This is a genomic window from Nocardia sp. NPDC056611 (genome assembly GCF_042792755.1).
Lineage (GTDB): Bacteria > Actinomycetota > Actinomycetes > Mycobacteriales > Mycobacteriaceae > Nocardia.
Genome location: NZ_JBHTVV010000002.1, coordinates 119,063 through 133,588, shown reverse-complemented (window position 1 = coordinate 133,588; position 14,526 = coordinate 119,063). Strand labels below are relative to the sequence as shown.

Annotated in this window: 20 protein-coding genes and 1 pseudogene; 13 read left to right on the top strand and 8 right to left on the bottom strand. The window is 65.4% G+C overall.

Features of this window, described 5'->3' with window-relative positions:
- Position 1: 1 nt before the first annotated feature.
- Entirely contained in the window at positions 2 to 358 is a 357-nt protein-coding gene (locus ACFRAQ_RS08935) for an immunity 51 family protein (RefSeq protein WP_379096334.1), read from the bottom strand.
- 61 nt (positions 359 to 419) lie between these two features.
- Positions 420 to 839 (bottom strand): DUF4442 domain-containing protein, encoded by a 420-nt coding sequence (locus tag ACFRAQ_RS08930; protein WP_379096331.1) that lies wholly within the window; start codon positions 837 to 839, stop codon positions 420 to 422.
- Positions 840 to 985: 146 nt separating this feature from the next.
- Here ACFRAQ_RS08930 and ACFRAQ_RS08925 point away from each other — a divergent pair, with 146 nt between their 5' ends.
- A complete protein-coding gene (locus tag ACFRAQ_RS08925) occupies positions 986 to 1,444 on the top strand; it encodes a hypothetical protein (protein ID WP_379096328.1) in 459 nt (152 codons plus the stop codon).
- 34 nt (positions 1,445 to 1,478) lie between these two features.
- Here ACFRAQ_RS08925 and ACFRAQ_RS08920 read toward each other — a convergent pair whose 3' ends face one another.
- Complete coding sequence (locus tag ACFRAQ_RS08920; protein ID WP_379096325.1) at positions 1,479 to 2,117, bottom strand: hypothetical protein; 639 nt, start codon at positions 2,115 to 2,117, stop codon at positions 1,479 to 1,481.
- A gap of 199 nt (positions 2,118 to 2,316) precedes the next feature.
- Here ACFRAQ_RS08920 and ACFRAQ_RS08915 point away from each other — a divergent pair, with 199 nt between their 5' ends.
- On the top strand, positions 2,317 to 3,150 hold the full coding sequence (locus ACFRAQ_RS08915; RefSeq protein WP_379096322.1) for an alpha/beta fold hydrolase: 834 nt from the start codon (positions 2,317 to 2,319) through the stop codon (positions 3,148 to 3,150).
- 36 nt (positions 3,151 to 3,186) lie between these two features.
- Here the strand turns inward: ACFRAQ_RS08915 and ACFRAQ_RS08910 are convergent, their stop codons facing one another.
- Positions 3,187 to 3,645: an SRPBCC family protein gene (locus ACFRAQ_RS08910; RefSeq protein ID WP_379096319.1), complete on the bottom strand. Its 459-nt coding sequence runs from the start codon at positions 3,643 to 3,645 to the stop codon at positions 3,187 to 3,189.
- Positions 3,646 to 3,788: 143 nt separating this feature from the next.
- Between ACFRAQ_RS08910 and ACFRAQ_RS08905 the strand changes: the two genes are divergently transcribed.
- The 3 genes from ACFRAQ_RS08905 to ACFRAQ_RS08895 all read left to right on the top strand — a co-directional run bounded on the left by ACFRAQ_RS08905 (position 3,789) and on the right by ACFRAQ_RS08895 (position 5,675).
- A complete protein-coding gene (locus ACFRAQ_RS08905; RefSeq protein ID WP_379096316.1) occupies positions 3,789 to 4,379 on the top strand; it encodes a DUF4291 domain-containing protein in 591 nt (196 codons plus the stop codon).
- A 200-nt stretch (positions 4,380 to 4,579) separates the two neighbouring features.
- Complete coding sequence (locus tag ACFRAQ_RS08900; protein WP_379096313.1) at positions 4,580 to 5,092, top strand: nitroreductase/quinone reductase family protein; 513 nt, start codon at positions 4,580 to 4,582, stop codon at positions 5,090 to 5,092.
- A 241-nt stretch (positions 5,093 to 5,333) separates the two neighbouring features.
- Positions 5,334 to 5,675 carry a hypothetical protein gene (locus ACFRAQ_RS08895; protein ID WP_379096310.1) on the top strand — a complete coding sequence of 114 codons (342 nt, stop codon included), beginning with the start codon at positions 5,334 to 5,336 and terminating at the stop codon, positions 5,673 to 5,675.
- A gap of 116 nt (positions 5,676 to 5,791) precedes the next feature.
- Here the strand turns inward: ACFRAQ_RS08895 and ACFRAQ_RS08890 are convergent, their stop codons facing one another.
- On the bottom strand, positions 5,792 to 6,769 hold the full coding sequence (locus ACFRAQ_RS08890) for a hypothetical protein (protein WP_379096307.1): 978 nt from the start codon (positions 6,767 to 6,769) through the stop codon (positions 5,792 to 5,794).
- Positions 6,770 to 7,713: 944 nt separating this feature from the next.
- On the opposite strand from ACFRAQ_RS08890, the gene ACFRAQ_RS08885 reads away from it, so the two are divergent.
- Positions 7,714 to 7,863, top strand: coding sequence for a hypothetical protein (locus ACFRAQ_RS08885; protein WP_379096304.1), 150 nt, complete (start codon positions 7,714 to 7,716; stop codon positions 7,861 to 7,863).
- Between the two features lie 321 nt (positions 7,864 to 8,184).
- Here ACFRAQ_RS08885 and ACFRAQ_RS08880 read toward each other — a convergent pair whose 3' ends face one another.
- Entirely contained in the window at positions 8,185 to 8,400 is a 216-nt protein-coding gene (locus ACFRAQ_RS08880; RefSeq protein ID WP_379096301.1) for a hypothetical protein, read from the bottom strand.
- Positions 8,401 to 8,645: 245 nt separating this feature from the next.
- Here ACFRAQ_RS08880 and ACFRAQ_RS08875 point away from each other — a divergent pair, with 245 nt between their 5' ends.
- Both ACFRAQ_RS08875 and ACFRAQ_RS08870 read left to right on the top strand, forming a co-directional pair.
- Positions 8,646 to 8,867, top strand: coding sequence for a hypothetical protein (locus tag ACFRAQ_RS08875; RefSeq protein ID WP_379096298.1), 222 nt, complete (start codon positions 8,646 to 8,648; stop codon positions 8,865 to 8,867).
- A pseudogene (locus ACFRAQ_RS08870) lies at positions 8,813 to 9,226 on the top strand (hypothetical protein); the annotation flags it as partial. The gene ACFRAQ_RS08875 and the pseudogene ACFRAQ_RS08870, both read left to right, overlap by 55 nt.
- 15 nt (positions 9,227 to 9,241) lie before the next feature.
- Here ACFRAQ_RS08870 and ACFRAQ_RS08865 read toward each other — a convergent pair.
- Positions 9,242 to 9,388 carry a hypothetical protein gene (locus ACFRAQ_RS08865; protein WP_379100298.1) on the bottom strand — a complete coding sequence of 49 codons (147 nt, stop codon included), beginning with the start codon at positions 9,386 to 9,388 and terminating at the stop codon, positions 9,242 to 9,244.
- On the opposite strand from ACFRAQ_RS08865, the gene ACFRAQ_RS08860 reads away from it, so the two are divergent.
- Positions 9,366 to 9,527, top strand: coding sequence for a hypothetical protein (locus tag ACFRAQ_RS08860; protein ID WP_379100158.1), 162 nt, complete (start codon positions 9,366 to 9,368; stop codon positions 9,525 to 9,527). The genes ACFRAQ_RS08865 and ACFRAQ_RS08860 overlap by 23 nt on opposite strands.
- Before the next feature lie 633 nt (positions 9,528 to 10,160).
- Positions 10,161 to 10,442 (top strand): hypothetical protein, encoded by a 282-nt coding sequence (locus ACFRAQ_RS08855; RefSeq protein WP_379096295.1) that lies wholly within the window; start codon positions 10,161 to 10,163, stop codon positions 10,440 to 10,442.
- A gap of 43 nt (positions 10,443 to 10,485) precedes the next feature.
- Here ACFRAQ_RS08855 and ACFRAQ_RS08850 read toward each other — a convergent pair whose 3' ends face one another.
- Positions 10,486 to 10,860, bottom strand: a complete 375-nt coding sequence (locus ACFRAQ_RS08850) for a hypothetical protein (protein WP_379096292.1) — start codon at positions 10,858 to 10,860, stop codon at positions 10,486 to 10,488.
- 255 nt (positions 10,861 to 11,115) lie between these two features.
- Between ACFRAQ_RS08850 and ACFRAQ_RS08845 the strand changes: the two genes are divergently transcribed.
- The 3 genes from ACFRAQ_RS08845 to ACFRAQ_RS08835 all read left to right on the top strand — a co-directional run bounded on the left by ACFRAQ_RS08845 (position 11,116) and on the right by ACFRAQ_RS08835 (position 14,430).
- Positions 11,116 to 11,808 carry a phosphatase PAP2 family protein gene (locus tag ACFRAQ_RS08845; protein ID WP_379096288.1) on the top strand — a complete coding sequence of 231 codons (693 nt, stop codon included), beginning with the start codon at positions 11,116 to 11,118 and terminating at the stop codon, positions 11,806 to 11,808.
- A 91-nt stretch (positions 11,809 to 11,899) separates the two neighbouring features.
- A complete protein-coding gene (locus tag ACFRAQ_RS08840) occupies positions 11,900 to 12,619 on the top strand; it encodes a hypothetical protein (protein WP_379096285.1) in 720 nt (239 codons plus the stop codon).
- 923 nt (positions 12,620 to 13,542) lie between these two features.
- Positions 13,543 to 14,430 (top strand): LLM class flavin-dependent oxidoreductase, encoded by an 888-nt coding sequence (locus ACFRAQ_RS08835; protein ID WP_379096283.1) that lies wholly within the window; start codon positions 13,543 to 13,545, stop codon positions 14,428 to 14,430.
- Positions 14,431 to 14,526: the final 96 nt, after the last annotated feature.

Here is a 14,526-nt window from a genome sequence, read left to right as displayed (position 1 = left end):
GTCAGTCGAACCACTCGGGGTCGCCGCCCGCGATGAACCCGGACAGGACCGTCGAGTCACGATGCGCCTCCTGCAACAGCGCCCCGAGCCGCTGAAGCGCCTCCGCGTCGTCCCCATAGGCGACGAACATCCCAGCCTCGGGGTCGTAGTTGAGCCGATCCGCCAGCTCGGGCGCCCGCATCGCCACCGCGGACCGCGCGACACCGGACCAGCCGTAACCGCCACCGTCGTAACCGAACTCAGCGAACACGGCCTCGGCGGCGAGCATGTGGTTGTCGGACAGCATCAGGCAGTAGTGCCCGGGCCTGTGGTCGTACTCGAAGAACACCAGCGGGGCGAAGGTCTCACGATCAGTCACGGCCCGGACCCTAGCGGAACACTCCGACATCGTGCCGCGGCGCGACTGGTCCTGACAGCAACTACTGCGCGATCTTCCGGACGTAGAGCGTCTGGTGTGCGCGAGCGACCAGGGCGCCGTTCGAATCGACGATCCGGGTTTCGTGTTCGGTGATGGATTTCGAGCCGTCGGCGGTGGTGCGGCGGATGTCGTCCATCAGGTCGCGGGGCATCAGCATCGTGGAGCGGACGGTGCCGCGGCCGGGGGCGACGAACTCGATGTCGGCGGTGGTGTTCCAGATCCGATAGCCCTGGCCGAGTTGACCGTTGGCCATTATTCCGAAGAACGGGTCGGTCATCGCGAACAGGGACCAGCCCGGTGCGGCGCCGTTGTGGTTGGAGTTCCAGCGGCGCACCTTCAGGCTCACCTCGGTGGAGGTCCAGTCATCGGCGAATCGGTCGACGCGCACTCCGAGGAACAGGAGAGACGGGGCGAGGTTCATGACCGTTCGGAGCCTGCGGGGTGTCAGGACGGCTGCCGGGATGGTCCGTCCTTCTAATCCCCCTGGTTTGAAACGCATTTCGCCACCCTACCGACCGGACCGGTGCGTAGATCGGTTCGCGGTCGGGAAGGCCGTACCCTTCGGACATGACGCCGAGGGAACTGTTCTTCCAGCTGGGAGCTGATCGCCGACGGCAGGTTCACCTGTCGCTGTGCGAGGACGCGCTGCCGGCTTGGATCGACTACACCCGGGGCAAGCGTGCCCAGCTTCGCTACCGTGACTCGGTTGTCGGAATGCGGCATCAGGTCGATGTCGAGCTTCCGGCCGACGCGCTGCTTTCCGCCCGCGCCGGTCAGGATCTCGCGGATGTCGGGAGCCGGTACCTCGAGCCCATCGCCGCGCTGCAAGACGACGACCTCACTTTCCCCGACCCGGTCGAGTTCGCGTATTACGCGATGTACAACTGCTTTCGCAAGTACGTCGGCGGCGATGACATCTCGGATTGGCTGATCGTCAACCAGGCCTTGTCGGTTCACGACGACAGCGAAGCCGCGTCACGTCTCACGCGCGCGATCGGCGACATCGATCCAACCGTGCGCGGGTAAGTCGAGTGACGCGGATTCCGCCGGCCACACCCGGTCAGTTCCGGGCCTGGAAGATTCCGTCACGGGCGAGCCAGACCAGGGCCGGGGTGCCCAACTCGTCGAGCCAAGCCGGGGGCTGTGCGGCGGTGAAGGCCGCGGTCATCGCCTCGAACCAGGCCGCGAATGACGGGAAGTCGGGCACGGCGTCGGCCTCTTCCTCCCACGCACCGTCCGCGAGGTAGCGCGCTCGCGGCTCGTCCTGATGGTGGTAGTAGACCGGGTACTCGCCGTCCGCGCCGGGCTGCGCGACATCGAAACACCACACCGCTTCATACCCGGCTTCGGCGAAACCGACCAGGTGATTGGTCGACAGGCACCGTCCCGGCTCGCGACTGACCCCCTCGGGCAGGTGCATCAGATCGGCGTTCAACTCGACCAGCTCCCCCTCGTCCACGAGAACGAACTCGCACTCGAGGTCCTCCTCCTCCCGAACGCAGCGCAGCCGATTGTGCTCCGCCAGCAGCGCCCGGTAGCTCGGCGGAACCGACCACTCGACGGCACCGAAGTGCGGCTCCAGCAGGGTTTCTCGGGCCTGGACCGCATCGCTCGACGCGGGATCGGACCCGTCGAGATCGAGCAGTCCCGCCGAGGCGGCCCGCCGCAGATCCAGCAGCGCGTCGCGAGGTGTAGCCATTTGTCTGACTCCTGGTGTCCTTGGGTACGTTTGCCCGCGGCCAGCTTAGGTCTTCCGAGCGGCTGGCGCCGGGACTGGTGAATCATCGCCCCCACCAGCGAGATCTGCGTGCGGCGATGAGTTTCGACGCCTCGCCCCGTCCACACCACCGAACACGCGAACCACGATCGCGCATCGACGAAACGAAAGGGCCTCAGCCATGGAGACCATCACCACCCCTGCCGGAATCGAGCTGGCTTTCGACCGCTACATCGGTGGGGACGCCGGGACGGTGATCCTGATCGGTGGCGCCTTCGGTGAGCGGAAGTTCTCCAAGATGGTGAAATTGGCTGAGCAGCTTGCCGAAACGTATCGCCTGACCGTCATCAACTATGACCGGCGCGGCCGCGGCGACAGCGCCGATACGCCGGGCGAGTACAACGTCGACAACGAGATCGACGACATCGCCGCGCTGGTCGAGGCGGTCGGCGGCTCGGCGGCATTGTTCGGCTGGTCCTCCGGAGCCGGTCTCGCGTTGCGGGCCGCGACGCGGGTGCCGGGGATCGATCGGGTGGTCGCGTTCGAGCCGCCCTTCGTCGTCGACGACGAGAACTTCGTGCCCTCACCCGATCTGCAGGACCGGCTGCACGAGCTGATCGCCGCCGACCGGCGCGCGGAGACCGTCAAGTTCTACATGACCGAGGCCATGGGTATGCCGCGCTTGTTCACCGCGATCATGCGGTTCACGCCGATGTGGAAGAACATGCTCGCCACCGCACCGTCGACCGCCCACGACTGGGCCGTGATGGGGCCGTACATGCGCGGCACGGCGCTCGACGCCGCGGACTGGAGTGGGGTCACCGCACCGACCCTGGTCATCTCCGGGTCGAAGAGCGGCGCCCTGCTGCGTACCGGCGCGGCGGCGATCGCGGCGGTGCTGCCCAACGCGATTCACCGGGAGGTGCCGAAGTTGAGCCACAACCCGAACATCGGGCTCCTCGCCCCGGTCGCGGGCGAGTTCCTCACCGGCACCGCGACCACCGGCATTCACTGACCCGCAAGTGGTTCGACCAGAACGATTACGGCCCGCTCATTCCTCCTCGGCCAGCGCCGCGAGCCGATCCACCGATCCCTGCAGCATCTGCGAGGTGGTGGCTCGCGCCCTGACCAGACGCTTCTCATCGGCCAGATTGGTCCAGTCGTAGGTGTGCCGCACGCGGGTCCGGTTGTCGCCCAACGGCTCCAGCTCCCAACGCCACAGGTGCCCGGGCGGCTGCGCGCCGGGTTCCGAAGGCAGCCAGGCGATTCGGCGCGACTCCTCGAATTCGACGATCAGGTTCTGCCGGACGACTCCGTGGGTGAGGGTCATCTCGAAGACGTCTCCGACCGCCCGCACCCGTTGCCCGGGCGCGGCGTCGGCGAGATTGTCGTTCCCGTCCCAGCGGGGCTGCTGCGCGGGATCCGCGATCAATGCGAAGATCCGTGCGGCCCCGGCGGCTACCTCACGCTCGGCGGACACGACTGTTCTGGGTTTCCCGCTGTCGCTCATACCCCGATCGAACCACTTCGGGGGTCGCCCACCGTCGTTGGGGAAGCCGGCATGAGACCTCGGTCCGTCAGGGTGGAGGGTGCCGGGCAGTGCTGGAAACTCACTGGTGACCGTTCACGCTCGCCATTACTGTTGCGCGCGTTATGAACCAGTACGAGATCCGCGCCGACTTCGACCGCGACACCATCGTCGTCTATCAAGCGTTCAACGACGCCATCGCCACCGCGGCCGTCGGCGCGCAACGGTTCATCGAGCCCTTCTCGCTCAACCGAATGACCTGGATCAAACCGTCCTATCGGTGGCTCATGCACCGCAGCAACTGGGCCCGCAGCCCCGGACAGGAACGCATTCTCGCCGTTCGGATCACCCGCGCCGGATGGGAGGAGGCACTCGAGAACGCGGTGCTGACCAGCCCGGAGCGACGGGTGTACGCCGATGCCGCACAGTGGCGGAACCAGTTCGAGAACGCGATCGTGCGAGTCCAGTGGGATCCGGAGTATTCGCTCCGCAATGTGAAACTCGACCACAGGAGCATTCAGGTCGGCCTGTCCCGCACCATCATCCAGCGCTACGTCGACGACTGGGTCGTGGAGATCCGAGACCTCACCACCCTGACACACAAGATCTCCGCGCATCTGCGCGAGGGGCGGGTCGATCGCGCCAAAGATCTCCTGCCCCCGGAAAAGCGCTATCCACTCACCGAGCATCTGGCGAAAAAGGTTGGTGCAGACTGATTTGCTGGAGCGGAGGCGCAAGTGATCATCGTCGAGTTCTCCCGCCACGAGGACGACCCAGATGACCTGGGGCCGACCGGATTCGACTTCGACTCACGGGCTATCCAGCGTTGCGCACAAGCCGATCAGTGATCCTCCCGCGCTCGATTTCTCGTTGAACTAGGACCTGGTGTGTCCTATATCCCCGACAGACTTGAATCATGAGCGACATCGAATCGACTGCGGGACATCCAGATCAGGCCGACATCACCGACTACGACGATCCGAACGCGCCATGGAACCAGGCATGGGACCAGGAAGGTGGCATCGCCAACTGGAACGATGATGTGATCAAGGAGTTCCGGGAGAACTCGGGCAAGGTGGGCGGCGCATACGCGGGCGGCGACCTCATCCTGCTCACCACCACCGGAGCCAAGAGCGGCAAGCGGCACACGACTCCGCTGGGACCCCTCTACCGGGACGACACCATGTACGTGAGCTCGTTCATCGAGGACAAGTACCCGGCCTGGTGGCACAACATCAAGGCGAATCCGCGGGTCACCATCGAGCTCCGAGACAAGACCTACCAGGCGACCGGCGAGGTGCTCGAAGCCGAGGACTACGACGAGTTCGCGGCCTGGGTGCTGGCCAACAACCCGCTGCTCGCGGATTTCCAGTCCAAGATCGACCGACCGATCCCCTTGGTCGTGCTGACTCTCGAGGACGAGAGCTGAGCGCTCGCGCGGCAGACTGATGAACCACCTCAGCAGACGGGCTCCACGACCATGGGCACGATCGGGGTACCGGCAGGATCGAACAAGTCCCGACCACACGAGTTGCACTCGCCTTCACCAGGCTTCGCTTCCATCTTGGGTAGCTGCCACACGCGCGGTCCAGCAATGCCTTTGGCCCGCCCGCACACTCGCACCAGCGGCGGAGGAGTGTTTTCGGGCGAGCTGAGATACCAATCTCCGGTTGATCTTGGCGGAGCTCGCCGCCGAAGATGGCTTGATGCAGGGCATACGCTTCGTGCGGCGGGTGGACGGATTGACCTACGAGTTCGTCCGCGACGGGGACGCACACGGTTACCCGTCATACAAGCGAGTCGACCTCGACATACGCTGCCTGCGCCTTCCCGATTTCGGATGGGCGGTGTGCACGTCGGATGGCGCAGTGTCGAGTCGTCCGTTCGACGATGCCGGGCGGGGTGCCTTTCCGCCCGAAGGAGTCTGGGTGAGCTTCAAGGGAGATCGCTCGTTCGTCTACGACCTGGTCTACCCCACTGCTCCGGTGGCGGCGGACGCTGAAGGTACATAGGACGACGCATTCCGGGCCGCAGTCAGAGTCCGCCAGTGGCCGGTCCGAACAGCCTTGTCAGCGGCATGTGCGGACATCCAGATCAGCGCCGCCGATCAAACACCCCTGCCAGCGCGTTACTCGCTACGAGATACCGTGCCCCGAATCTGAGGCGTGTTCGTTCTGTCGTAGTCGTCATAGATGTAGGTCGCCGAAACCACCCGGCTACTGCCGGTCTCACACTTCGGATCGCGTATGCGAGTAAACGCGAACCCGTTGCCTGTATTAGGCCGAGACAGCAGCACTTCGGCTACCGGCGGACCCGACCGAAATGGCAGCTCGTCTCGGAACGAGATCGCGGTCGGCGGGGTGGTTTCGACGCTGCCTTTGCCGTTACGCAATGTGACCACGACCCCGAACCGAATGTCGGGCATATCCTTCGGCGGATACGACTGTGTTCTCGCGTCGCCCTTGCAGACGGTCGCCCGTCCCTCGTCGGTCCAGTCCGACACTTTCCTGCCGCAATGGGGGTCGGTGACGAACCCGGCCAGGACACCGGACGGAGTGCCACTGCCCGCGATCAGCGGCGGAATCGTGACCCAGGCACTGACGAGAATGGCGACCGCCAGCACTGCTCCGCCTCGAAACGAAGTGACACGCGTCCGACCGGATCGGTTGCTATACAAGTGCAAGAAAGCTGCGGCGAACGCTACGGCAACTGCGAAACACGCAGCGCCGAAGCTCGTTTCGAGGCGTCCGGGTAACTCCCGCTTGTAGTCGGACAAGTACAGTTGGGTTCCCACCCACTGAGCGAACAAACTGGCAACTACCCCACCCACCATGGTGCCGCCAGGCGCGAACCGGTATGGCAACAGCCCGAACATGCCAGTGACGGCCAGCACCGGGCTGATCACCAGCAGGAACGGCCAATAGACCGCGAGGTTGGCCTCGAAGCGGTCGCCCGCCTCGAGCGCGAACCGTGGATCCACTCCCCGGCCCGAGAACAGTCCGAGCCCGATCGCCGCCCACGCGAGAGCCAGCGCGCCGACGGCAACGACCTGCAATAGGTACGCGAAACTGCTCCAGCGATTCCACGGTTTATCACGAACCAACACGCGGTCACTGTATCGACGAGTTGTGTCCGATCCGTCGACCAAGTGTGGAGAGATCGTGTGGGTCCGGTAGAGACTCCAAAGTCGCAGAGCCCCAACCATTCAAAGGGCCATCCGCAACTCGGCATGAGCGTGCAGAGCTCAGCAAGGCTGGCGGCGCGAAGCAGCTGGGAGACGGGACCGGCCGCGATCGGATCGGCGGAGACAGTGCAAAGGTTATTCGGTTCTGGAACACGAGTTGAGGTGTGAACAGGGCTTTTCAATGGACGGGTTTCCGAACACCTGGCCTGCGGAAACGCGGATTGATCCGGCGAGGTGTTCGGGTTCGGCTAACGATCGTTTTCCGAACGGTGAACCCAGACGCAGTTCTTGGGCGGTGGCTATCGAAGGTCCTTCTGTCCTGCGTTCACGAACTCGCTGTTCAACTCGTCTAACTTGACCGCCAGAGTTGAGATGGCGGTCATCGTCCCCGGTCCCGGTGCCTGATCACTGTCCTGATCAGGTCGAGGATCTCGCTCCGCACGGCTCATGCCGCTCCTCAGTCAGGGCAATCGATGGGGCTCCATTCTGCCACCGCAGGCCGGCCCGACCGCCGACCTTACGCATTGCAAAGGAGCCACCCGTCTATGACCGATCTGGCCGGACTGGTCGCCACCCTGCTGACGGTGATCGTGCTGGTCATGATCGTCGGCCCAGCCGCACCTCGCGGCGGCCGGGCGGATTTGTCGTATCGGCGCTGAAGCTCTGGCGTCACAACGCTTGACCGACGTACCGGGGCGGTCTGTCGACCGTTTTCCGAACACCCTTCGGCGAATCTCGCCCGATGGTCCCTCGGGGCTCTGCCGCCGGTGCTGGTTCGGGTTCGGGCATTCGTCTGATCGCTGGGATGGAGCGGTGACACGCTTAACGGGTAAGGACTGACCATCGAGTGCGCAAAGGAGATCGTTATGACCCAACCGGGCTCGTCCAATCCGGACCCCTTCGCGGCAGGAATCAACGAGTTCTCCGATTGGACCGAGGAGGAGAGGAACGACATTCTGAGGTCCGACCAGGCGCTCAGCCCAGACGACACGGAAGTGGACGGCGATCCACTGTAGGTGGGTGACGATCGGGCATTTACGTGCGACGGATGATCGTTTTCCGAACGCGGCGGCTATTCGTAGATGCCGAACGTTGTGGCCAGCGGGACGCCGACATGCATCCCGCCGAGCCACCCGCCTGACCTGAACACGCCCGATGGGGTGGCCCCGCCGCCATGCGGTGCCACCCCATCGATTCACGTGGAGACGCAATCTAGTTGGTGTTGATCTTCAAGCCGGGGTTGTGCGCGAGGATCATCTTGATCGGCTGCCCGTAGACGTGGTGGGAAGCCTGCCTAACCTGCAATGTGCGTGTGCCGGCGGTCGACGGAGTCCAGTTCAGCATCTTGATGCCGGCTTGTGCGCCAGCAGCAGATCGGTGGTCGGCTCGACTTCGCCCGGGGTGTAGCCGTGCATGCGATACACCTCCGGCGACCAGTCCCAGCGGCGGGTGGCGAACCAGAACTGGAAGCTGCCCGTGCGTGGACCTGCCACCGTCGCCGGATCCGACTCCGGCGTGGGGGTTCCTGCTGGAGATTCCGAAGAAGCGCTCACCATCCGATTATCAGACCTGCACACGTCTCAGAGGCAGGCCGTCCTGGGCTGGGCTGATCGTTTTCCGAACAGCCCGACCGCCATCGGAAGGGCCGCGGGTACCCCCACAAATCGCCGCCCAACCCCATGGAATTCGGGGCTCTCGGCGCACTGAATCCGCCGGATGTTTTGAAATGGAAATGATTAACTCTTCACCGACGGGGCCGAGCGGTTCGGGCCCGCGCTCGATCGAAGGGTTCACCTGCATGCGCACTTTCCTTGCGGCAGTCGGCATTGCCACCGCGCTGACCGTCGGAGCCGGGCAGGCGGTGGCCGCGCCGCCGGCCTTCGCCGACGCGCCAGCCCCGGTCGCGGAGACCGGTTCCTCCAGCGGGTCGGTCGGTCTCCTCAACTTCCCCCTCGCCCTCCTGGCGTGCATATTCACGCCTACCGGTTGCACCGCCAACACGGGCGGCGGCAACGTGTAGCACCGCCGGCGTACACCTACGAATGGAAGTACGACGGAATCCGCTGCCTGGCATGGATTTCCGACGGCGTGTGCCACATGGTCAGCCGCAACGGCAACTCCCTCAACGCGGCCTTCCCTGAGATCGCCCAGGCCTTGACGGCGCTGGCGGCGGGCCGGGAGATGACCCTCGACGGGGAGCTCGTGGCCCCCGACCGTGGCGGGGTGCCGCGGTTCGACCGGATCGGGCGCCGCCTGGGCGTCGCGCGGCCGAGCCGGTCGCTGATCCGCATCGTGCCGGCGTGCCTGTACGTGTTCGACCTGCTGGGGTTCGGTAACCGCGACCTGCGCACACTGCCCTACCTGCAGCGCCGCGAGCACCTCGAACAGCTGGGCTCACCCCACGGCGCGCTTGCCGATCACGCCCTCGATGTCGTGTTCGGCGGCGACCTCCAGCATCCGCGAGACCGGGATATCGCGGTAGGACGGCGACAGCAGGACCGGGCCGGTCGCCGGGGAGATCCCGCGCTCGATCACGGCCACCGCGCACTGGGTCGCCCCACACCTCGTCGGCGATGTCGCCTACCGCGAACGCACCGCCACCGGCCTGCGCCACCCATCGTGGCGCGGCCTGCGCTTCGACCTCTCACCAGCGGAAGTCTCGATCCCCGAGCGCAACTGATCTCCCACAGCGTGCACCTGGCCATCGTTTTCCGAACGCGGTGGCGCGACTGCTCACCCGGTCCCGGCGGTGGCCTCAGCGTCGGTGTACTACTGGTGCGGATGTGCTGGTGCCGATCAGGTGACGCCGAACGCGGGCCTGCCCTCGACGTCGCCGGCGGGGTCGGCCTCACCGCACCGAGCCAGAGGTGCGGCGGCGCGCGGTACGCGCTGCGCCGAGCCGCTGGCCCCGAGTAGCACAGGATGGGAGAGATGTCGAGGACGGCATCGTCCGCTGAGTATGTCGCGCCCTCGCGTTCACGCGGGAACGGCGGATCGCCGCCATATCAACGGGTCCCCGAGCGGGTCGTTCAGCTCGAGGTCGCGCCGGGCCGGGATCGGAGGTCCGATACGAAATCTCCTCCGCCGCAGCCCGATACGCGGAGCCGTAGAAAAAGCAATCGAATTCGATCATCGAATTCGGGGGCGGAATGAAGATCAAATAGCTTAACCTCGGCAAAGTCCGCTGTTTGCCAATTGTTAACGATGATTATTCGCACAGAACCAGGGGTGGTTTTTCTGGTTTCTTCTTCATAACATTTTGGTGTGCGTCGTGATGGCGTCGTTATCTGGACTGTGAAAGGAAGCTCCCTACATGTTCTCTCGCAAGATTGTTGCCGCCGCGACCCTCTCGGCCGCCGCCCTGTTCCTCGGCCCGGTCGCGGCGGCCTCCGCTGCCGGTTCTCCCGCCACCGGCGCGGGTGCGGCAGGCTCGTCCTCTGGTTCGGCTGACGCCGGCTCGTCCTCGGGTTCGGCCGGCTCGTCCTCCGGTTCTGCCATGCTCGACTCCGGCAGCTCGGCACTCGACAACGGCAGCCACGCCATCATCAACATCCTCAGTCTGATCAACGGCACCGCGGGCCAGTCCGGCTCCTGATTCGGGGGTGCGATGCCCGGCTCTGAGGTATCCGACGCACCCTTCAGCATGATGGTGGGCCGGGAGGGGTGCGCGACCTCCCGGCCCACCAGGTGCTCATGTCACGACCAAACCGATTGCTGTGTCGCTGATTTCGCGTAGCCGTCGGCGTGTCGCCGGATCGTCTGCCTGTGTGTGCGGATGGCTCTGTCGGGTGCCGTTGAAATACCTGCCTGTTGTTGAAATACCTGCCTGTTGTCTGGGCCAGGCTTGGATCGCAGATCAGGCGGAGAGTGGCGTTTGCGCCTTCGGCGACGGTGCTGATCGGTGTGACACCGGCTTCGCGCACCATGGTCGTCGGCATGAGGGTTGCGGGGTGCAGGGCATTCACGGTGACACCGGTTCCGTCGAGTTCCTCGGCATAGTCGATGGTTGCCATGATCATCGCCAGCTTGGCGCGGCAGTAGGCGGTGCCCGCTGCGGCGCGCGACCGAAGCGGTCGTCGTCGGCTGGCTGCCCGGCCACGCCGGCGGCGAGGTGTTCGGATCCCTGCTCATCGCCGCCCACGACCAAGACGGGCAGCTGGTGCTCCTCGGCGCGGTCGGGACCGGGTTCACCACACGCCGCTGGCCATCGTTTTCCGAACGGCGAACTCTCAGGGTTGGCCGGATGCTCGTGTGGCATGGTCACGACCATGACGACGCGTGCGGGTTGGTGGTCACGACCAGGACTGGTATCGATCACGATGATGGTCGTGCTGGCGGCGTGGGTCGCCGCGATCGGGGAGCTGACCGACAATGTCGTCGATCGCGATGGGTTGACCCGCATCGACCCGGGCTGGCTGGGCTGGGTCATCGCGCACCGGGCGCCGGACCTCACCTCGATTGCCCGGGTGCTCAGCAACCTCGGCGACACGACGTCCATGCTCGCGGTGGCGCTCACCGCCACCGCTGTGCTGGCGTGGCGGCGGCGGTGGAACGAGGTCGCCACGGTGATCGCCGCGACAGCGGGCGCCGGCGCGCTGGTTTTTGTCGGCAAGCATGTGGTGGGCCGGTCGCGTCCACCGGAGGTCGATCACCTCGTGACCGAGACCAACCAGTCCTTTCCGTCGGGCCACAGCCTGAGCTCTCTCGTCGTGCTCGGCGTGGTCGTCGCCATCGCGGTGACCCATCTGCGGGTCCGGGCGCTGCGAGTGGTCCTGGTCGCCCTCACGGCAGGATTCGTCGCCGCGATCGGATGGTCGCGGCTGTACCTGGGCGTGCACTGGCCCACCGACATCCTCGCGGGCTGGCTCGTCGGCGGACTCTGGCTCACCGCCTGCCTGATGACAGCGCGTCGAATCCGACGCGGCCACACCGACTCGCCGCTGCAGACCACCCCGGCGTAGGCGATCAGGGGCAGGTGCCGAACTCGCCGCCGCGAGTCCGACGGCCGATGCGTCCACTACGACCTGGGCGGTGGCCGGGCAGTGCACCGAGATGGAAGTCACCATCGGCAAGAACGCTGATTCCGTCTCCTCCGCAGGTACCGGGAGGTTCGTCGTCCTCGGCGATGACCGCGAGCTCATCAGCGAGGAGGTGATGGCAGCTGATCCTCCCCCGACCAATTCGCGTCGACATCTCCGGCGTGATTCGCCGCTGGCCCTGCCGCACGGCCCGATCCTGCTCTCGCCGTCCTACCGCGGAATACCGGTCTCGCGGATGCTGGAAGTCGCCGCGGAACACGACATCGAAGGCGTGATCGGCAAGCGCATCGACTCTTATCCGGACGAGAGTCCCTCACTCTGGCCAGACTTGGTCGCGCGATTGATCTTTCACCGTGCCGCGCTGGCCGATCCACTCAGCGCCGTATGCGGCATTTCAGTGCGTCACGTCAGCCGCTCAGTCCGGTGCCCGCCCCACCACCGACGGAGCAATCAGCGATCCTCCCGCTGGCGTGGACTTATTCACCACATGTTGTTCTCGGGCATAGAGACCGGCAGGTTGCTTTCAGGAACCGAGATCGAGCAGGCCGAGATCTTGACCACCGCGCAGAGAACAGTGGCGACAGTCTCGGCCGAACCCGAGGCCGAACCCGAGGCTGAACCGGTCGACAGCGGTTCGGCTGCGGCCAAACCCGTTCCGGTGGTGAGGACCGCGGCGGTGAGCACGACGAGGGCAAGGATACGACGCATGAGTATTCCCCGATACTTGATGTGAAGCAGTTGCGCTTCGCAAGATACTGCCTCACCGACATGCGCCACTCGGTATTCGCAGTTGCGGACGTTCCATACACACGAACACCCCGAAATGATCTCGGGGCGTTCGATCTTCAGCTGGACCGTGCCAGCCGCTCCGGATCGACCCGTAAGCGGCATGAGCGGATGGTTCCGTAGCGCCTGAATTGCCTGCGTCAGCGACCAGATCGAATGGAGTGCAACCGTGTACGCACGGCATTTCTTCAGAGGCTGACCCGCTCAGCCCGCCCCACGGCGTCAGCTCGCACTGAAGCTGTCCCCTGCGGAGATGCCGCCCCTCGTGGACTCAGGGAGGGGTCCGCTTCTGTATTCCTCGAGATACGTGATGCGCCACTGTTGCCAATCCAGATACTTGTCACCGGCCTTTTCCCGGTAGCGCCGATACTGGTACCGCTTTGTCCTTACCAGGGACTTCCGCGCGTCGCGGGCGGCTTGACGAGCTGCCCGCTCGCCCCGTTTGCGTTCCGCGTCTGTGAGTTCCACCGGCGGATCAGCGAAGACTCTCGATCGCATCCAGCGCATAGTGGGCCATCCTCGGTTCGAGATGCTGGGAGTGTCTGCCCAACAACCAACTCGATGGTAGCGATCAAGGAAATCAGACGCTATCGGTCAATCGCCCTAATCATGTTGTGGGGCAATGCGGAACGCAGGAAGGGGCCCGTGGCGGCCGATCAAGGGCGAAAGCCGTTGCGACTGATGACGGCGACGGCATTTCGGGGATCGGCACAGCGTCGATCGATCTTCGAAGCCGGAGTCATCCACACTCTCAACTCGGCATGAGCGCGCGCTGTTGGGGGCCGAGTGGCGCTCAGACGGTTGGTGGGTATCTCCCGTCTGAATTGGGATCGCGTGACGGGAGCCGGGTGGCTCTGAGAGGGTCTCCACATGAAGATCGGTGTTGCACTTCCGCAGATGGCTCCCGGGTACGGACCGGGTACGACGGTCGACTGGGCGCGGCGAATCGACGCGGGCCCGTTCTCGAGCGTCTCGGTGGGCGAGCGGGTGACGTTTTCGAATCCGGAGATGGTCGCGACGCTGGGCGCCTGTGCGGCGGTGACAGAGCGGGTGCAGGTCTTGGCGAACCTCTGGGTGCTTCCACAGCATCCGGTGGCGATGGTCGCCCAGCAGATCGGCACGCTCGACCAACTCGCGAACGGCCGCCTCGAGGTAGCGGTCGGCGTCGGCGGTCGCGAACACGACTACCGTGCTCTCGGCGCTGATTTCACGAGACGGCACCAGCAGCTCGATGACAAGGTCGCCGAGCTGAAAGCACTGCTCGACGGCAAGCCACCGTTCGAGGGCGCCGACCCGGTCGGTCCAGCGTGCGTGCAGCCGGGCGGACCGATCATCCTCGCCGGTGCGATGGGTCCGAAGGCGATGCGCCGGGCGGCGCGGTGGGCCGATGGCATCTCCGGCTTCAGCATCCCGGGCAACGCCGACGAGATCGCCGCAGCCGGCGAGCTCGCCGACCGTTGCTGGGCCGAGGCCGGTCGTGCGACGACCCCGCGCAAGGTGAGTGGCTGCTTCACCGCCCTGGGCGTCACCGACGCATCAGAAGCGTTGCGCTCCTTCACCGCTCGCTACCTCGGCTTCCTCGGACCCAAGCTGGCCGAGGTGATCGCCACCTCGGCGCGGGCATCGAGTCCGGAGGTACTCGCCGACATTCTTGACGGCGCGGAGCAGGCCGGGTGCGACGAGTTCATTCTGGTCCCGGCCGTCACCGACCTGAACTTCCTCGAGGTGGCGACCGACGTGGTGGCCGCACGGTCCTGACGCTCACGCGCAACTCGGTGTGGGCTCAGGCGGACGTTCCGCACCGCACCGGGTTCCGGCGGTCCGCTGGCCGGTTCGGTCAGCGCGACCAGCGGC

Bases quoted from the DNA above. Each gene is read 5' to 3' on its own strand.
- ACFRAQ_RS08845 (WP_379096288.1), top strand. From the start codon at position 11,116: ATGACGACGCGTGCGGGTTGGTGGTCACGACCAGGACTGGTATCGATC.
- ACFRAQ_RS08905 (WP_379096316.1), top strand. From the start codon at position 3,789: ATGAACCAGTACGAGATCCGCGCCGACTTCGACCGCGACACCATCGTC.
- ACFRAQ_RS08920 (WP_379096325.1), bottom strand. From the start codon at position 2,117: ATGGCTACACCTCGCGACGCGCTGCTGGATCTGCGGCGGGCCGCCTCG.
- ACFRAQ_RS08875 (WP_379096298.1), top strand. From the start codon at position 8,646: ATGCGCACTTTCCTTGCGGCAGTCGGCATTGCCACCGCGCTGACCGTC.
- ACFRAQ_RS08835 (WP_379096283.1), top strand. From the start codon at position 13,543: ATGAAGATCGGTGTTGCACTTCCGCAGATGGCTCCCGGGTACGGACCG.
- ACFRAQ_RS08915 (WP_379096322.1), top strand. From the start codon at position 2,317: ATGGAGACCATCACCACCCCTGCCGGAATCGAGCTGGCTTTCGACCGC.
- ACFRAQ_RS08910 (WP_379096319.1), bottom strand. From the start codon at position 3,645: ATGAGCGACAGCGGGAAACCCAGAACAGTCGTGTCCGCCGAGCGTGAG.
- ACFRAQ_RS08900 (WP_379096313.1), top strand. From the start codon at position 4,580: ATGAGCGACATCGAATCGACTGCGGGACATCCAGATCAGGCCGACATC.
- ACFRAQ_RS08850 (WP_379096292.1), bottom strand. From the start codon at position 10,860: ATGGCAACCATCGACTATGCCGAGGAACTCGACGGAACCGGTGTCACC.
- ACFRAQ_RS08840 (WP_379096285.1), top strand. From the start codon at position 11,900: ATGGAAGTCACCATCGGCAAGAACGCTGATTCCGTCTCCTCCGCAGGT.
- ACFRAQ_RS08855 (WP_379096295.1), top strand. From the start codon at position 10,161: ATGTTCTCTCGCAAGATTGTTGCCGCCGCGACCCTCTCGGCCGCCGCC.
- ACFRAQ_RS08925 (WP_379096328.1), top strand. From the start codon at position 986: ATGACGCCGAGGGAACTGTTCTTCCAGCTGGGAGCTGATCGCCGACGG.
- ACFRAQ_RS08885 (WP_379096304.1), top strand. From the start codon at position 7,714: ATGACCCAACCGGGCTCGTCCAATCCGGACCCCTTCGCGGCAGGAATC.
- ACFRAQ_RS08930 (WP_379096331.1), bottom strand. From the start codon at position 839: ATGAACCTCGCCCCGTCTCTCCTGTTCCTCGGAGTGCGCGTCGACCGA.